14 protein-coding genes are annotated in these 17,646 nt (G+C 54.3%); 10 read left to right on the top strand and 4 right to left on the bottom strand.

The annotated features are described in order from the left end of the window. Window positions 1–70 precede the first annotated feature (70 nt). From aroQ to msrP, 3 genes are all read right to left on the bottom strand, one after another. The gene (gene aroQ, locus IAE30_RS13495; protein ID WP_038644361.1) at window positions 71–523 is read right to left on the bottom strand and encodes a type II 3-dehydroquinate dehydratase; all 453 of its coding nucleotides are present in this window, start codon (window positions 521–523) and stop codon (window positions 71–73) included. A 232-nt stretch (window positions 524–755) separates the two neighbouring features. After that, a complete protein-coding gene (gene msrQ, locus IAE30_RS13490; protein WP_038644362.1) occupies window positions 756–1,358 on the bottom strand; it encodes a protein-methionine-sulfoxide reductase heme-binding subunit MsrQ in 603 nt (200 codons plus the stop codon). Continuing rightward, entirely contained in the window at window positions 1,359–2,363 is a 1,005-nt protein-coding gene (msrP, locus tag IAE30_RS13485) for a protein-methionine-sulfoxide reductase catalytic subunit MsrP (protein WP_200679960.1), read from the bottom strand. A 324-nt stretch (window positions 2,364–2,687) separates the two neighbouring features. Between msrP and csrD the strand changes: the two genes are divergently transcribed. The 8 genes from csrD (at window position 2,688) to tldD (ending at window position 15,092) form a co-directional block, all read left to right on the top strand. Beyond that, complete coding sequence (csrD, locus tag IAE30_RS13480) at window positions 2,688–4,634, top strand: RNase E specificity factor CsrD (RefSeq protein WP_038644366.1); 1,947 nt, start codon at window positions 2,688–2,690, stop codon at window positions 4,632–4,634. Window positions 4,635–4,946: 312 nt separating this feature from the next. After that, complete coding sequence (mreB, locus tag IAE30_RS13475) at window positions 4,947–5,990, top strand: rod shape-determining protein MreB (RefSeq protein ID WP_007891976.1); 1,044 nt, start codon at window positions 4,947–4,949, stop codon at window positions 5,988–5,990. A gap of 145 nt (window positions 5,991–6,135) precedes the next feature. Continuing rightward, window positions 6,136–7,170 (top strand): rod shape-determining protein MreC, encoded by a 1,035-nt coding sequence (gene mreC / locus IAE30_RS13470; RefSeq protein ID WP_045816533.1) that lies wholly within the window; start codon window positions 6,136–6,138, stop codon window positions 7,168–7,170. Then, the gene (gene mreD, locus IAE30_RS13465; protein ID WP_034830875.1) at window positions 7,167–7,655 is read left to right on the top strand and encodes a rod shape-determining protein MreD; all 489 of its coding nucleotides are present in this window, start codon (window positions 7,167–7,169) and stop codon (window positions 7,653–7,655) included. Before mreC ends, mreD begins: the two co-directional genes overlap by 4 nt. 8 nt (window positions 7,656–7,663) lie before the next feature. Then, window positions 7,664–8,257, top strand: coding sequence for a nucleoside triphosphate pyrophosphatase (locus IAE30_RS13460; protein WP_200536556.1), 594 nt, complete (start codon window positions 7,664–7,666; stop codon window positions 8,255–8,257). Continuing rightward, on the top strand, window positions 8,247–9,716 hold the full coding sequence (gene rng / locus IAE30_RS13455) for a ribonuclease G (RefSeq protein WP_038644369.1): 1,470 nt from the start codon (window positions 8,247–8,249) through the stop codon (window positions 9,714–9,716). Before IAE30_RS13460 ends, rng begins: the two co-directional genes overlap by 11 nt. A 47-nt stretch (window positions 9,717–9,763) precedes the next feature. After that, window positions 9,764–13,582, top strand: a complete 3,819-nt coding sequence (yhdP, locus tag IAE30_RS13450) for an AsmA2 domain-containing protein YhdP (RefSeq protein WP_200679958.1) — start codon at window positions 9,764–9,766, stop codon at window positions 13,580–13,582. A gap of 64 nt (window positions 13,583–13,646) precedes the next feature. Next, complete coding sequence (tldD, locus tag IAE30_RS13445; protein WP_200536558.1) at window positions 13,647–15,092, top strand: metalloprotease TldD; 1,446 nt, start codon at window positions 13,647–13,649, stop codon at window positions 15,090–15,092. Window positions 15,093–15,324: 232 nt separating this feature from the next. Here the strand turns inward: tldD and aaeR are convergent, their stop codons facing one another. Beyond that, on the bottom strand, window positions 15,325–16,242 hold the full coding sequence (gene aaeR / locus IAE30_RS13440; protein WP_200536559.1) for an HTH-type transcriptional activator AaeR: 918 nt from the start codon (window positions 16,240–16,242) through the stop codon (window positions 15,325–15,327). Window positions 16,243–16,500: 258 nt separating this feature from the next. On the opposite strand from aaeR, the gene aaeX reads away from it, so the two are divergent. Beyond that, window positions 16,501–16,704: a p-hydroxybenzoic acid efflux pump operon protein AaeX gene (aaeX, locus tag IAE30_RS13435; protein ID WP_021508145.1), complete on the top strand. Its 204-nt coding sequence runs from the start codon at window positions 16,501–16,503 to the stop codon at window positions 16,702–16,704. Between the two features lie 9 nt (window positions 16,705–16,713). Next, window positions 16,714–17,643 carry a p-hydroxybenzoic acid efflux pump subunit AaeA gene (gene aaeA, locus IAE30_RS13430; protein ID WP_200536560.1) on the top strand — a complete coding sequence of 310 codons (930 nt, stop codon included), beginning with the start codon at window positions 16,714–16,716 and terminating at the stop codon, window positions 17,641–17,643. Window positions 17,644–17,646: the final 3 nt, after the last annotated feature.

Here is a 17,646-nt window from a genome sequence, read left to right as displayed (position 1 = left end):
CAGACTCTTCTACCAGTTCGATCAGTTTCTTAATTTTACGAATATCCATGAGTGTGGTTCCGTACTCTGTTTAATTGGAATGTGACAGGCGTTTTACTGCCGTTTGTAAAGCCCATGAGTATCCATCAGCGCCAAGTCCACAGATGACGCCAGCAGATACATCAGAAAGATAGGAGTGATGTCGGAACGGTTCGCGTGCATGCACGTTTGAGAGATGCACCTCAATAAAAGGTATGCTGACCGCCAACAGGGCATCACGCAGTGCAACGCTGGTATGCGTGAACGCAGCCGGATTGATGATGATGTAATCCACATTGCCACGGGCCTCGTGAATACGATCAATCAACTGAAACTCTGCGTTAGATTGCAAATGACTTAATTTCACATCGTGCTGTTCAGCCTGTTGCGTCAAATCGCCGACAATTTGCGCCAGCGTGGTATGACCATACTTATCAGGCTCGCGCGTTCCCAACAGATTCAGATTGGGACCGTTCAAAAGCAGTATGTGAAATTTGTGCGCCATCTTGCTGCTATCTCCTGCAATCAGTGAGGCATCGCGTAAAATACCGCGACATCTGCCGTTTGTCACTCCTGAGAGTGAAAAAGGCGACTTCGCTTGCAATAAAGCCGGGCATTATATCCGTTTCGTCGCAATTCGCAGCAAAATACTGGTCTTATCTGCGAAGTTGATCGGATGCGGCCCTTAGGCCACACCTTTTAACAGATCTCGTGACAGGAAAACAACCGTGCGGGGATTATCGACGCAGAAGATTACGCAACTTATTGTAACGCCAGCCTAACAACACCAAAGCCAGCAGCGCATAAATCCAGGGCTGCGGCGAGAAGACTTTCACCGACCAAAGATAGTGGATAGGTGCGAGGATCGCGACAAGATAGATGCCGTTGTGCAGGGTTTGCCAGCGGCGACCCAGTTTACGTTGTGCGCGCTGGAACGAGGTGATGGCTAAAGTAAACAGCACCAGCCAGCAGATCATACCCAGTAACAGATAAGGGCGCGAAATGATCTCACTCCCCAGTAACTGCAGATGGTTGTAACCCAGCTCCAGCAGGTAATAGCTGGTCAAATGCAAACATGCCCAGGCAAAACACCATACGCCCAGCAGGCGGCGAGTGCGTATCAGCAACGGTTGTTTCAGGTAGCGCGTTAATGGCGTCACCAGCAGCGTCGCCAGCAGTAATTTTAACGCCATTCTGCCGGTAAAATGCTGGATATCTTTCGCAGGATCGGCACTTAACCAACCCTGGCTGGCAGCCATAAACAGATACACAAACGGCAGGAAAGCCGCGAGATGCAGCACCACTTTTAACAGGGTGATATGGCGTAACGTCAGTCGCACTCAGTAGTTCTCCCGTAAATCGAGCCCGCGATACAGTGAAGCCACCTCTTTAGCGTAGCCGTTAAACAGCAGGGTTGGCTGGCGTTCGACATTGAGAATACCGCCGGAACCAATAAAACGTTCTGTGGCTTGCGACCAGCGTGGATGATTCACATGTGGGTTAACGTTGGCATAAAAACCATATTCATTATTGGCGATTTGGTTCCAGGTTGTCGGGGGCTGATCGCGCGTCAGTGTGATCTTCACGATGGACTTGATGCCCTTGAAACCATATTTCCACGGCACCGTCAGGCGAATCGGGGCGCCATTTTGTGGCGGCAGCGCTTTGCCGTACACGCCGGTGCTTAACAGTGTGAGAGGGTGCATTGCTTCATCGAGGCGTAATCCTTCCACATAGGGGTAATCCAGCCCACCGCCGATAAAGCGATCTTTCTGCCCAGGCATTTGATCCGGCGCATATAACGTCTGAAAGGCGACAAAGCGGGCATTGCTGGTGGGTTCAGCCAATTTGAGTAATTTATTCAGCTCGAAGCCCACCCAGGGGATCACCATCGACCACGCTTCAACACAGCGCATGCGATAAATACGCTGCTCCATGGCAAAACGTTTAAAGATATCGTCCATATCCAGCGTGATCGGTTTCGCCACTTCACCTTCAATGCGCAACTGCCAGGGTTCGGTTTTCAGCGTGCCGGCGTTGGCGGCAGGATCGGCTTTATCCAGGCCAAACTCATAAAAGTTGTTGTAGCCGGAAACCTTGTCAAACGGCGTCATGGGCAAATCAGCTTGCCACTGCGCGGGTTTGGTAAATTGCAGATCGCGACCTGCGGGGGCAGGTGGGCGGTCATTGCCTTTGAACCAGCTCAGCACATCTGCCTGCGCCGCGCCGGGCAAACTTGCCGCCGCTGCGCCTAATCCCAGCGCTTTCAACACCTGACGGCGGCGCATATTAAAGATGCTCTCGGGCGTCACGTCGGATTCGGTAAGGTATTGCTTCAGCTTCATGACATTCTCCGGCGAAAAAGGTGTGGTACTCAGCATGATCAACTCACGCTGGACACGCCACTTTGCCCGGAAAAATATGAAATTTCCTGGCGAAAGCGCTCTGTTGAGAATAGGACGAAAAAGCCCGTGTGAAACGCAAGCCATCACACTTTGCGGCTATACTCGCGCCGCAGGGCCGATTAGCATGGCGCACCGCCTAATTTGATGCGCGTCTGGCGCTGATTCAGACGATGTTTTGTGCTATTTTGCTCAGGTTTACGCCAATGAGCAGGTTGGCGCCGTTGGATGGCGACCGTTCAGAACCGCAGTGATACAGGCACAGGGATGCGATTAACAACTAAGTTTTCTGCGTTTATTACATTATTAAGCTTACTGGCAATGTTATTGATGCTGGTCGGCTGCGCTTTTAGTTTTATCTGGCTATCGCAACAGCGCGTAGAAACACGCGTCAATACGCTAGCGACCGAAGTCGATAAAGCGCTGACAACGCAATCGCCACAAGAACTGACGCAGTGGTTGACGCGCATCATGCCGGTGATCAATGCGGAACAGATTGAGATGCATAACGGCAATACCGTGGTGTTTCAACTCGCTCGCCATGAAAATCCTATGCTTGAAGATGAGCCGAATCGTTTTATTCAGTTCGATCTTCCGTTGGTGCACTCTCCCGGCCTTGAACTGCGAGTAGTGGTACTCGATCCTGCGAAAACCTGGTTCCGCTCCTTTACCGGTGCCTATACGCTGATTGTCCTGCTCAGCGTGGTGGCCATTATGTCCGCTTTATTGGTGATGACGCATCGTTGGATCAATCGTCGCTGGCAGCACATGGAGCGTTTAGAAGCACGCTCCGAGCGCATTCTGGCGGGTGAGCGCGTGCCCTCCGTCGGGCATTATGCCGAATGGCCGCCAAAAGCCAGTCGCGCCATTGACACATTACTTAACGATCTTCAGGAAGCGGGCGAGCAGCGCCTGCGCATTGATACGCTTATCCGCACGTTTGCCGCACAGGATTCACGCACCGGCCTGAATAACCGCCTGTTCTTTGATAACCAGTTAGCCACGCTGCTGGAAGATCAGGAAGATGTGGGCACGCATGGCGTGGTGATGATGGTGCGTCTGCCCGATCTCGACACGCTGCATGAAACGCTGGGCCAAACGCTGGTGGATGAATACCTGTTTGACCTGATTAATATGCTGTCGACTTTTGTTCTGCGCTATCCAGGCGCTTTACTGGCACGCTACTTCCGCAGCGATTTTGCCGTTTTATTGCCGCACCGCACGCTTAAAGAGGCCAACAGTATCGCCGATCAGTTGATCAACGCGGTCGACTCATTGCCGCCGATGCGTATGGTCGATCGCGATGATTTAATCCACATTGGCATCAGTGCGTGGCGCAGCGGAGAAACCGTGCCGCAGGTGATGGAAAATGTCGAGATGGCGACCCGTCGTGCCGCTTTGCAGGGCGGTAACAGTTGGTCAGTCGGTGAAGGCAATACCTTAGACATGGGGCGTGGTAGCGTGCGCTGGCGAACGCTGCTGGAAAACACCCTTAATCGCGGCGGCCCACGTCTTTACCAAAAACCGGCCGTATTGCTGGATGGCAAAGTACACCACCGTGAAATGCTGGCGCGCGTGTTCGATGGCGACAAAGAAGTGGTGTCGGCCGAGTATATGCCGCTGGTGCTGCAACTTGGTTTGACCGACAGTTGGGATCGCCAACTGGTGACGCGAATCGCGGCACTCTCTGAAGTGTGGCCTGATGAAACACTGGCTTTACCCGTCAATATTGACTCCTTATTACAGCGCCCATTCCAGCGCTGGCTGCAAAAGCTTTTGCTGCAATGTACAAAATCGCAAAGAAAACGTTTTTTATTTGAACTTGCTGAGGCGGATGTTTGTCAACACATCAATCGCTTAGTACCGGTTTTCCAAATGTTGACCGCGTTTGGTTGTCGTGTGGCGGTGGATCAGGCGGGTATGACCGTGGTGAGCAGTGCTTATATCAAGCAGTTCCCAATCGAAGTGATCAAACTCGATCCTGGGCTGGTACGTAATATTGAACGTCGTACTGAAAACCAGTTATTTGTGCAAAGTTTACTGGAAGTATGCAAATCCACCTCGACACAAGTTTTTGCTGCGGGCGTGCGTACGCGCGCGGAGTGGCAAACGCTGGCGAATCTGGGCGTGGCAGGTGGGCAGGGCGACTTCTTTGCCCCATCATTGCCGGTGAACAGTAACGTGAAAAAACATTCACAACGTTATCGAATTTAGGTCTTCAGCCAGTAAAGCGGCGCTGTGTCGCTTTTTTTTCTGCCATTTAGTGGATAACGTCCGCGCTTATGATGGCTGGAAATGTTAGATTTTATGTCGAAATTCGCCCGGTGATTGAGGGTGAATTTACGTTTAATAGGGCGGCTTTGCGCTATTTAACGGCGGCCAGGGATAAGCGAATCGGCCCAAAAAATTATTCAGCGTATTTTTTCACCGAAGCAGAACGTTTTTGCGCCTTGTAGCGGCTTCGCGTGGTTGGTAAAGTAGGCGGATTTTATTTTCCGCCCCCAGCTTGCAGGATTATCCCTTAGTATGTTTAAAAAATTTCGTGGCATGTTTTCCAATGACTTGTCCATTGACCTGGGTACCGCGAATACCCTGATTTACGTAAAAGGACAAGGCATCGTGCTGAACGAGCCTTCCGTGGTTGCCATTCGTCAGGATCGTGCTGGTTCGCCAAAGAGCGTTGCGGCCGTAGGTCATGACGCCAAGCAGATGCTGGGTCGTACTCCAGGCAACATCGCGGCCATCCGTCCTATGAAAGATGGCGTGATCGCCGACTTCTTCGTGACTGAAAAAATGCTCCAGCACTTCATTAAACAAGTGCACAGCAACAGCTTTATGCGTCCAAGCCCACGTGTGCTGGTCTGCGTACCGGTTGGCGCCACTCAGGTTGAGCGCCGTGCTATCCGTGAATCTGCACAGGGTGCAGGCGCGCGCGAAGTGTTTCTGATTGAAGAGCCGATGGCTGCCGCAATTGGTGCAGGCCTGCCGGTATCAGAAGCAACCGGTTCGATGGTGGTGGATATCGGTGGTGGTACCACTGAAGTGGCCGTCATCTCCCTGAACGGCGTGGTCTACTCTTCTTCTGTACGTATAGGTGGTGATCGCTTCGATGAAGCTATCATTAATTATGTGCGCCGCAACTACGGTTCACTGATTGGTGAAGCCACTGCGGAACGTATCAAGCACGGCATTGGTTCTGCCTATCCGGGTGATGAAGTACACGAAATTGAAGTACGTGGTCGTAACCTGGCAGAAGGTGTACCGCGTGGCTTTACCCTGAACTCCAATGAAATCCTCGAAGCGCTGCAAGAGCCGTTGACCGGTATCGTGAGTGCAGTGATGGTCGCGCTGGAACAGTGCCCACCAGAACTGGCTTCTGATATCTCCGAGCGCGGCATGGTGCTGACCGGTGGTGGCGCATTGCTGCGCAATCTGGATCGTCTGCTGATGGAAGAAACCGGTATTCCGGTGGTTGTTGCAGAAGATCCGCTGACCTGCGTCGCGCGCGGCGGTGGTAAAGCGTTGGAAATGATCGACATGCACGGCGGCGATTTGTTCAGCGAGGAGTAAATCCTCATCGGCTGAGACCGTGGTCAAATTGCGCAGGGAGTCGCGCCTATCGACGCTGCGCACGACGGCGAGATGCGTCCAGCACTGGAGGCGTTAGTCATAAGACTGGCGCTTCTTCCCTGATGTCGAGGAACACGCAGAATTTATGAAGCCGATTTTTAGCAGGGGGCCTTCCCTGCAGTTGCGTCTCTTTCTGGCAGTCATTGTGGCTATCGCGATTATTATCGCAGACAGTCGCGTGAGCTCCTTCTCCCAGATCCGCAACTACCTGGACACGTCGGTAAGTCCATTTTACTTTCTGGCCAATGGGCCGCGACAGCTTCTTGACGGTGTCTCAGAAACGCTGGCTTCACGCCAGCAGCTCGAGCTGGAAAACAAAGCGCTGCGCCGTGAGCTCTTCCTGAAAAACAGTGACCTGCTGATGCTGGGGCAATACAAGCAGGAAAACGCACGTCTGCGTGAGCTGCTCGGCTCGCCGCTGCGTCAGGATGAGCACAAGATGGTGACCCAGGTGATTTCAACCGGCACCGATCCGTATACCGATCAGGTGGTTATCGATAAAGGCAGCGTAAACGGTGTTTACGAAGGCCAGCCGGTGATCAGTGATAAAGGTGTAGTGGGTCAGGTGGTGGCTGTGGGTCAGGTGACCAGCCGCGTACTGCTGATTTGTGATGCTTCGCATGCGTTGCCGATTCAGGTGTTACGTAATGATATTCGCGTGATTGCGGCGGGTAACGGCTGCAGCGAAGACTTGCAGCTGGAACATCTGCCGGGCAACACTGACATTCGGGTTGGCGATGTGCTGGTGACGTCAGGCCTCGGTGGACGTTTCCCTGAAGGCTACCCGGTTGGTGTGGTCTCTTCCGTGAAAGTCGATACCCAACGTGCCTACACCGTGATTCAGGCGCATCCGACGGCAGGCCTGCAACGTCTGCGTTACCTGCTGCTGTTGTGGGGCGCGGATAAGAATGGCGACATGCCAATGGCACCCGATGAAGTTCACCGCGTGGCGAATGAGCGTCTGATGCAGATGATGCCGCAGGTCTTGCCGCCAGCGGGCGAAATGGGCCCACCGGCACCGGATATGATGCAACCTGGCCAGCAAATGGGGCCGCCGGCACCCGCTAACAGCAGTCGTTCGCAAGGGATCCCAGCGAACACACGCGGAGGCCAGCCTTGAGTCGATATCGCAGCCAGGGCCGATGGGTTATCTGGCTGTCCTTTCTGATTGCCCTCATTCTGCAAATCATGCCCTGGCCGGAACAAATCTACATGTTCCGGCCTTCATGGCTTTTGTTGATCCTGGTTTACTGGGTTCTGGCATTACCGCACCGGGTTAATGTCGGAACAGGCTTCTTTTTAGGGGCCGTGATGGACCTGGTGGCCGGTTCGACGCTGGGGGTGCGCGCGCTGGCGTTCAGCATCATCGCGTATCTGGTGGCCTTCAAATTTCAGCTATTCCGAAATCTGGCGTTGTGGCAGCAGGCATTAATGGTTATGGTGCTGTCGCTCGCGGTGGATGTAATTGTTTTCTGGGCTGAATTCCTGGTGATCAACGTCTCATTCCGCCCGGAAATCTTCTGGAGCAGTGTGGTCGACGGCATTCTATGGCCCTGGCTATTCTTATTAATGAGAAAGATTCGCCGTCAGTTCGCTGTTCAGTAAGGAAGACTATGATAAGCCTGTATCTCGCATCCGGTTCACCGCGTCGACGTGAACTGCTCACGCAACTGGGTCTGCAGTTTGAACGTCTGGTTACCGACGTTGAAGAGCAGCGCCAGCCAGAGGAAGCGGCGGAAGTGTATGTTCGCCGTCTGGCTTTGGATAAAGCGCGTGCTGGCGTGGCGGTCGCGCCGCAAGATTTACCGGTGCTGGGTGCAGATACCATCGTGGTACTCAACAATAACGTGCTGGAAAAGCCGCGCGATGCTGCACACGCAGCGCAGATGTTGAGTCAACTCTCCGGGCAAACGCATCAGGTGATGACTGCCGTCGCGCTGGCTGACAGTGCACGCGTGCTGGATTGCCTTGTCACTACTGACGTGACATTCCGCAATATCACGGCAGAAGAAATCTCGCACTATATTGCCAGCGGCGAGCCGATGGACAAAGCCGGCGCGTACGGAATACAAGGTCTGGGCGGCAACTTTGTCCGCAAGATTAATGGAAGCTATCACGCCGTAGTGGGATTACCGCTGGTTGAAACCAATGAGTTGCTGAGCCACTTTCAGTCACTGCGTGCGTTAAGGGGACAAGATGACGGCTGAGCTGCTGGTTAACGTTACACCTTCTGAAACCCGTGTTGCCTATATTGATGGCGGCATTCTGCAGGAAATCCACATCGAGCGCGAAGCACGACGCGGTATCGTGGGGAATATCTATAAAGGCCGCATCAGCCGCGTGTTACCCGGCATGCAGGCCGCGTTTGTCGATATCGGTATGGATAAAGCCGCCTTCCTGCACGCTTCTGACATCATGCCGCACACCGAATGCGTGGCAGGGGATGAGAAGAAAAATTTTGTGGTGCGCGATATTAGCGAGTTGGTGCGTCCCGGCCAGGATTTAGTGGTACAGGTGGTGAAAGATCCGCTCGGCACCAAAGGCGCGCGCCTTACCACCGATATTACGCTGCCTTCACGTTATCTGGTGTTTATGCCAGGCGCATCGCATGTGGGTGTTTCCCAGCGTATTGAAAGCGAAGCGGAGCGTGATCGCTTAAAAGCGGTCGTTTCCGCCTACTGCGACGACCTCGGCGGTTTCATTATTCGTACTGCTGCTGAAGGCATCTGCGAGGAAGACCTGGCGCAGGATGCCGCGTTCCTCAAACGTCTCTGGACTAAAGTCAGCGAGCGTAAGAAACGTAACCAGACGCGCTGTCTGCTGTACGGCGAGTTAGCATTGGCACAGCGCGTGTTGCGCGACTTTGCCGGCGCAGCGCTGGATCGCATTCGCGTGGATTCACGTCTGACCTGCGATCTGCTGGTGGAATTTACCGGCGAATATATCCCGGAAATGGCCAGCAAGCTGGAGCTGTACAGCGGCAAACAGCCAATCTTCGATCTGTTTGATGTTGAGAATGAAATCCAGCGCTCACTGGAGCGCAAGGTTGAGCTCAAGTCGGGCGGCTACCTGATCATCGATCAAACCGAAGCCATGACCACCGTCGATATCAATACCGGCGCGTTCGTTGGGCATCGTAATCTCGACGAAACCATCTTCAACACCAACATTGAAGCCACGCAGGCGATTGCTCGCCAGCTGCGTCTGCGCAATTTGGGCGGCATTATCATCATCGATTTTATCGACATGAGTAATGACGACCATCGTCGCCGCGTACTGCATTCGCTGGAAAGTGCGCTTAGCAAAGATCGGGTGAAAACCGGTATCAACGGCTTCTCGGCGCTCGGTTTGGTGGAAATGACGCGTAAACGCACGCGGGAAAGTATTGAACATGTGCTCTGTGCCGATTGCCCGGTGTGCAAAGGGCGCGGCACGCTGAAAACGGTGGAAACGGTCTGCTACGAAATCATGCGCGAAATCGTGCGTGTGCATCATGCTTATGATTCCGATCGCTTCCTCGTTTATGTTTCCCCGGCAGTGGGCGAGGCGTTAAAAAGCGAAGAGTCACATGCGCTGGCTGAAGTGGAAATCTTTGTCGGTAAGCAGGTTAAAGTTCATGTTGAGCCGCTCTATACTCAGGAGCAGTTTGACGTTGTCATGATGTAAGTCGTGATGCTGAACGCCGTTATTCAACGGGAAGCAAGGAGAGGTGCGTGAGGCGGTTGCCGAGGATTTTGTTACTGCTGCTCGCCGCAATCATCGTTATTGTGGCGCTGCTAGTCAGCGGGTTGCGCCTCGTGATGCCGCATCTCAACAGCTATCGCAGCGACATACTGCAGACGATTTCACGCGTCAGCGGAGTGACGGTGGATGCCAGCGAGCTGCAGGGTAAATGGGAGAACTTCGGCCCAACCCTGCAGGTGCGCAATCTCAACGTTGTGATGCCGGAAGATGGCAAACTCACCATTGGCCGTGTAAATCTGGCGCTTAACGTCTGGCAATCGCTGCTGCATTGGCGCTGGCAGTTCCGCGATCTGACCTTCTGGCAACTGCGTCTCGAAACCAATCATCCGCTGCTTACCAGCGATCAACAAAAAAACAGCTTTAAGCCGGCGCAAATCAACGATCTGTTTCTGCGACAGTTTGACCACTTTGATCTGCGTGATAGCAGCATCCGTTTTCTCACGCCTTCTGGCCAGCACGCTGAGCTGGCGATCCCGCGTCTGACCTGGCTCAACGAAAGCACGCGTCACCGTGCGGAAGGGGAAGTCAATCTCTCCAGTTTTACGGGGCAGCACGGTGTGGTGCAGGTGCGACTCGATCTCAACGATACCAACGGATTACTCAACGATGGCCGCATCTGGATGCAAGCGGATGACGTCGATGTGCGCCCGTGGATCGGTCCGTGGCTGCGAGACAATACCAGCCTCGAAAGTGCCCGCTTCAGCCTTGCGGCGTGGGTGAATCTGCGTGATGGCGATGTCTACGCCGGTGACCTGTTGCTCAGTAAAGGCGGTGCACGCTGGCGCGGCGAACAGGGCGATCACCAGCTGCAGGTTGATGGCTTAACCGCGCATCTGGCGCGTTTCCAAAATGGCTGGAGTTTGTCCGTCCCGCAAACCCGACTCAGCACCGATGGCATCGCCTGGGCGCCGGGGCACTTCTCACTTCTGTGGAAGCCGGAAGACCAGCAGATGCTGGGCGCGAACAGTGGTGCGGAAGTGCGTGTCCGTGCCACCCAACTGGATCTGGAGCGTCTGGCACCGTTGGTGCCGCTGTTCAAACCCTTGTCCCCTGCGTTACTGGATAACTGGCGTGCATTGCAGCCGCGCGGCAACATCGATGCGCTGGCGCTGGATATTCCGCTTAATCAGCCCGAACAAACCCGACTGCAAGCCAAATGGCGCAACCTGGCGTGGCAGCATTGGGAGCTGTTGCCGGGGATCAGCAATCTCAACGGTACCGCCAGCGGCAGCGTGAGTAACGGTCGGTTGGATGTGACGATGGGACAAGCGGAAGTGCCTTATGGCGACATGTTCCAGGCGCCACTGCAAATTCAACAGATCACTGGCAAGCTGAACTGGCAGCGCGATGCCAGCGGCCTGACGCTGGACGGTCAGAATCTTGATGTTCAGGCACGTTCCCTGTGGGCGCGCGGTGATTTCCGCTATCAGCAAAATGTCGGCAAAGCGCCACAGCTGGATATTCTGGCGGGCATTCGCGTCACCGATGCGGGTGATGCCTGGCGCTACTTCCCGGAACCGCTAATGGGCCATGATCTGACCCATTTCCTCAGCGAGTCGATCAAAGGCGGGAAAGTGGACAATGCCACGCTGTTGTTCGCCGGTAATCCCAGCCTGTTCCCGTTTAAGCACAATGACGGCATGTTTGAAGTGTGGGTGCCGCTGCGTCAATCCACTTTCCAGTTCCAGCCCGGTTGGCCTGCGCTGGAAAACCTCGATATCGACCTCGATTTTGTTAACGACGGCCTGTGGATGAAAGCCGAGAAAACCAAATTGGGGGAAGTGGATGCACGTAACGTCAGCGCGGTGATCCCGGACTATCTCAAAGAGAAGTTGATCATCAATGGCGATCTTAGCGGTCAGGGCAAGCAGATTGCCGATTACTTCGAACAGACGCCTTTGAAATCGACGTTGGGCGCGGCACTGCAGCAGCTGCAAATCGGTGGCAATGTGCGCGGTTCATTGAATCTCGATATTCCGCTGGATGGTGAATTGGTGCATGCCAGCGGGAATGTGGTGATGAACAATAACAGCCTGCACATCAAGCCGTTAAACACCACGCTGGAAAATCTCACCGGGCGCTTCCGCTACAACAACGGCAATCTCGAAAGTGAAGATATGCAGGCTAACTGGTTCGGTCAGCCCACCGGCGTCCGTTTTTCTACCACTGAGAATCCTGACAACTTCGGCGTCAACGTGAAGTTATTGGGCGACTGGCAGCCGTCGAAACTGAAAGTATTGCCGGCCAGTGTCAGCAGTCAGTTGAGCGGCAGTTTGCCGTGGCAGGGCAATGTCGACATCACGCTGCCACACAATGGTGGTGCGACCTATAAAGTCGATTTGCAGGGTGAGGGCAAAACAGTAAGCAGTCACTTACCTGGGCCGCTGGATAAGAAGGCGGGCGAAGCAATGCCCATCGCCATCAACGCCACCGGTGACCTTAAAGGATTCACGCTAAGCGGCAGCGTGCGTGAGCACAACCGTTTTAACAGCCGCTGGATTCTCGAACCCCAGCTGCGCGTGGATCGCGGCATCTGGCTCAACGATGCGAAAAGCACGCCGAAGCTGCCAGAAAAACGCGGGATGGAACTCAATTTACCACCGTTGGATGGTGAAGCCTGGATGGGGCTAATGGCGGGAAGCAGTGGTTCGCGTAATGCTCAGGGCGAAACGGAAGTGGGCGGCGCGCTGTTACCGGGCGATGTGACTCTGCGGACACCGGCACTGATGCTCGGTGGCCAGCAGTGGCATGACGTTAATGCCACCGTCACGCAAGGGCCGACTGGCAACACGCAACTTCAGCTGGAAAGCCGCGAAGCGCGCGGCAGTTTGCAAACCGCACAGCATGCGCCATGGCAGATCGACCTTAGCTATCTTTACTACAATCCAGAATGGGTGAACAGCAGCGACAACAACGCCTCACCGTTGGGTGGCAATAGCAGCACAGTCGACTTCAGTAACTGGCCGGCGATGCAGCTAAACTGTGATGAGTGCTGGCTGCGCGGGCAGAAGTTTGGACATATGCAGGCCAGATTACAGCCGCAGGGAGATACGTTAGCACTTACTAACGGTAGCGTGGATTCCGGCAGTGCGAAGCTGAAGATCAACGGCGAATGGGTCAACAAGCCGGGCAATCAGCGTACCTCATTAAAAGGCAGTCTGAGCGGTAAAAACATCAATGACGCCGTTAACTGGTTTGGGATGAATACCCCACTTCGTGACGCGCCGTTTAACGTGGATTATGACCTGCACTGGCGTTCCGCCCCGTGGCAGCCTTCCGCGGAAACGTTGAGTGGTACGCTGAAAACCCATTTTGGCAAAGGCCAGATTGCGGATGTGAATACCGGGCGCGCAGGGCAGTTGCTCCGCCTGATGAGTTTTGACGCCTTACTGCGTAAGCTGCGATTCGATTTCAGTGACACCTTCAGCGAAGGCTTCTATTTCGATTCCATTAACGGCACGGCGTGGATCGAAAACGGTGTGATGCGCACGGATAACCTGCTGGTCGATGGCCTTGAAGCGGATATCGCCATGCAGGGGCAGATCGATCTGGCAAAACGCCAGATTGATATGGAAGCGGTCGTTGCCCCTGAGATCTCCGCTTCGGTAGGTGTGGCGACGGCCTTTGTGGTCAACCCGGTGATCGGGGCCGCCGTGTTTGCCGCCAGTAAAGTATTGGGCCCGCTGTGGAATAAGATTTCGCTACTGCGTTATCACATAAGCGGACCGTTGGATAAACCGGAAATCAATGAAGTGCTGCGCAAACCGCGCGAAGACGACAAGAAGTGAATTTGACGCCGTCGGGGAATTGCCGCAGGCTATGACTATCCGAGCACATAATGAGTGAGAAACGATGACTCTGAATCTGGTAAGTGAGCAGTTACTAGCTGCGAACAGCATTAATCAGCAGGACCTTTTTTCCCTGTTAGGGCAGCTTTCAGAACGTCGTCTGGATTATGCCGATCTCTACTTCCAGTCCAGTTTCCATGAATCCTGGGTGCTGGAAGACAAAATCATCAAAGATGGTTCTTACCATATCGACCAGGGTGTCGGTGTGCGTGCTATCAGTGGTGAGAAAACCGGTTTCGCTTACGCAGACCAAATCACCCTGAACGCCCTGCGCCAGTCTTCTGAAGCCGCGCGCAGTATTGTGCGTGAGCAGGGTAATGGCAAAGCGCATACGCTTTCAGCTGTCATCAACCGTTCGCTGTATGCGCCGATCAATCCGCTGGACAGCCTGACGCGCGAAGACAAAATTGCACTGCTGCATCGTGTTGATACCGTGGCACGTGCGGCCGATCCGCGCGTGCAGGAAGTGAACGCCAGCCTGACAGGCGTGTACGAGCAGGTGCTGGTGGCGGCGACTGATGGCACGCTGGCTGCGGATATCCGTCCGCTGGTGCGTCTGTCGATCAGCGTACAGGTGGAAGATCAGGGGAAACGTGAACGTGGCTCTAGCGGCGGCGGCGCGCGTACCGGCTATGAATTCTTCTATGCCGATGAAAACGGTGATGTCCGTGCCGATGCATGGGCGCGTGAAGCGGTGCGTCTGGCGCTGGTGAATCTCTCTGCCGTGGCTGCGCCAGCGGGCACATTGCCGGTGGTGTTAGGCGCTGGCTGGCCAGGCGTGCTGCTGCATGAAGCCGTCGGTCATGGTCTGGAAGGCGATTTCAACCGCCGTGAAACTTCGGTCTTCAGCGGAAAAATGGGGCAACTGGTGGCGTCTGAACTCTGCACCGTGGTTGACGATGGCACCATCGAAGGCCTGCGCGGCTCACTGGCGGTGGATGATGAAGGCGTGCCAGGCCAATATAACGTATTGATCGAAAACGGCGTGCTGAAAGGTTACATGCAAGACAAGCTTAATGCGCGTCTGATGGGTGTTCCACCAACCGGTAACGGGCGTCGTGAATCCTATGCGCATCTGCCGATGCCGCGCATGACCAACACCTATATGCTGGCAGGCAAATCCACGCCTCAGGACATCATTTCCAGCGTTGAGTATGGGATTTATGCGCCGAACTTTGGTGGTGGTCAGGTGGATATCACCTCCGGCAAGTTTGTCTTCTCAACCTCGGAAGCCTATCTGATTGAAAACGGCAAAGTGACCACGCCGGTGAAAGGTGCAACGCTGATTGGTTCGGGTATTGAAGCAATGCAGCAGATCTCAATGGTCGGTAACGATCTGGCGCTGGATAAAGGCGTTGGCGTGTGCGGTAAAGAGGGGCAGAGTGTGCCGGTCGGCGTCGGCCAGCCAACCCTGAAGCTGGATAAAATCACCGTCGGCGGTACTGCATAATCATTCCAGGTGCGCATAAATGCGCACCTGACGAATGACCGTAGCGTCTGATATTCCCATGCATAGCGCACGCTACAAAGCCTGATGACTCCATGGCACCCACTCTGAAGGCCGTGGAGTCAGATATTCGCATGGCGGACTCTGCTCATTATCGAACAGTCTGAGTTTACCTATGGCGTACCTGCCGAATGGCGGCATCGCCCATCGGAGATTCACCTCTTTAGGAGAATCATCAGCTCTTACGATGCAGCTGATACTGCTGCGCCACCTGCTTAAAGTACTCGGTCAGATAATCAATACATACCTGCACCTTCAACGGCATCTTGTCCTTCTCGGTATACAGCGCATACACCGGACGCGGTTCTGAGTGATATTGCGGGAACAGAATATCGATCTCCCCGGCGTTAATCTCATCAATCACCCACATCAGGGGGACATAGGCGATGCCGCAACCAGCTTTCAGCCAGCGAATCAGCGTCTGTGAATCATTGGTGACGAAGCGACCCTGCGGCGTCAATCGCGTCACCAGGCCTTCCGGCGCGACCAGTTCAAAGGTGTTATCCGGGCGAACGCTGTACTCCAGCCATGAAAAATTATCGATTTCACCCGGTTTATCTGGCGTGCCATGCTGTGCCAGATAACTTTTTGCGGCACAGACCACCATCGGCATCGCGCCCAGTCGGCGTGAGAACAGGTTTGAATCTTGCAACGCGCCTACGCGGACCACGAGATCCAAGCCGTTAGCGATCAAATCTGGCGCGGGAATGCCGGTAACCAGATTGACGCTCAAACCAGGATATTCACGCAGCATATCGCTGGTCATTGCAGACAACACGTTTTGCGCCATGGTGGAGGAGCAGCCGATGCGCAGAATACCGATCGGCGTATTGTTAAAGGCATAAAGCTGTTCGTGCACCTGAGATGCTTCAGCCAGCATGCGGCGGCAACCCTGATAGTAGATCTTACCTGCTTCGGTCAGACCAATACTGCGCGTACTGCGATTTAACAATTTGACCTGCAACTCATCTTCCAGTTTGGCGACAATTTGGCTGATTGACGAAACGCTAAGATGAAGCTGACGTGCCGCGGCGGTAAAAGAACCTAATTCAACCACTTTGGCGAAAATGGACATGCCTTTAAGTCGTTCCATTGTTTACTCTGGCTAAAAAGTGATTTAGCTCACAATATGTAGAAAACGTATAGTCATGCGCGTTACTATACGCACGCTGGGTCTGTTCACCGCACCTTAACACGGCTGTGTTTACACGATGATACGCTATCATTAGCTCAACGCGGCCTGAATGTTGCCATCAGTCTCCCAATCATCCCCTGATTCTCAACCCGACGTGCCATGCGGCATGAGGGCAGGTATCGGTGCAATCCGGCAAGGTCGAACTAAGGAACCGTAATGAGTGTGCTTCCGGTATTTGTCGTATTCGGGCTGAGTTTTCCGCCCATCTTCATTGAACTACTGGTTTCGCTGGCGCTGTTCTGGCTGGTGAAACGCGTGCTGACGCCCAGCGGAATTTATGACCTGGTGTGGCATCCGGCACTTTTTAACACAGCGTTGTATTGCTGCGTGTTTTACCTTGTATCCCGTCTATTCGTCTGAGGTTTTTAAGTGAAAGCGCTCATAAGAAAAATCGCGCGTTACGCGATTACAATCCTGCTGGTTATCATCGCAATCGTGATCATCTTCCGCGCCTGGGTGTTCTACACCGAATCGCCCTGGACGCGTGACGCCAAATTCTCCGCTGATGTGGTGGCGATCTCGCCGGACGTGACCGGCCTTATCACTGACGTGCCGGTGCACGACAACCAGCTGGTGAAACAGGGTGATACGCTGTTTGTCGTGGATCGCCCGCGCTACCAGAAAGCGCTGGATGAAGCCCAGGCGGATGTCGAATATTATCAGGCATTGGTCAATGAAAAGCGTCGTGAAGCGGCGCGCCGTAACCAACTTGGCACCAGTGCCATGTCACGTGAAGCCATCGATCAGTCTAATAACGATCTGCAAACCAGCGAACATCAGCTGGCGAAATCGGTGGCAACGCGCGATTTGGCGGTGATCGACCTGGATCGCACCACCATCAAAGCGCCTTCAGATGGCTGGGTCACTAACCTGAACGTTTATCAGGGCGAGTTCATCACCCGTGGTTCCGTTGCCGTGGCATTGGTACAGCAGCACTCATTCTACGTGCTGGCGTATATGGAAGAGACCAAGCTGGATGGCGTGCGTCCGGGCTTCCGCGCCGAAATCACCCCGCTGGGCAGTAATACCGTATTGCGCGGCACGGTGGACAGCATTGCTGCGGGCGTGACCAACAGCAGCAGCAGCGTGGACAGCAAAGGTATGGCGACCATCGACTCCAACCTCGAATGGGTGCGACTGGCACAGCGCGTACCGGTGCGCATTCATCTTGACGATCAACCGGGCAACCGCTTCCCGGCGGGCACTACCGCCACGGTGGTGATCACCGGGGATAAAGATCGCCAGACCAAAGTCTCGCCGTTGGCGCAGTTCTTTAACCGCCTGCGCGAGTTTGGTTAAGCG

This window comes from Pantoea sp. S61 (assembly GCF_016625145.1).
Lineage (GTDB): Bacteria > Pseudomonadota > Gammaproteobacteria > Enterobacterales > Enterobacteriaceae > Pantoea > Pantoea rwandensis_B.
The sequence above is the reverse complement of the archived record's forward strand: the minus strand, read 5'-3'. Positions and strand labels throughout refer to the sequence as shown.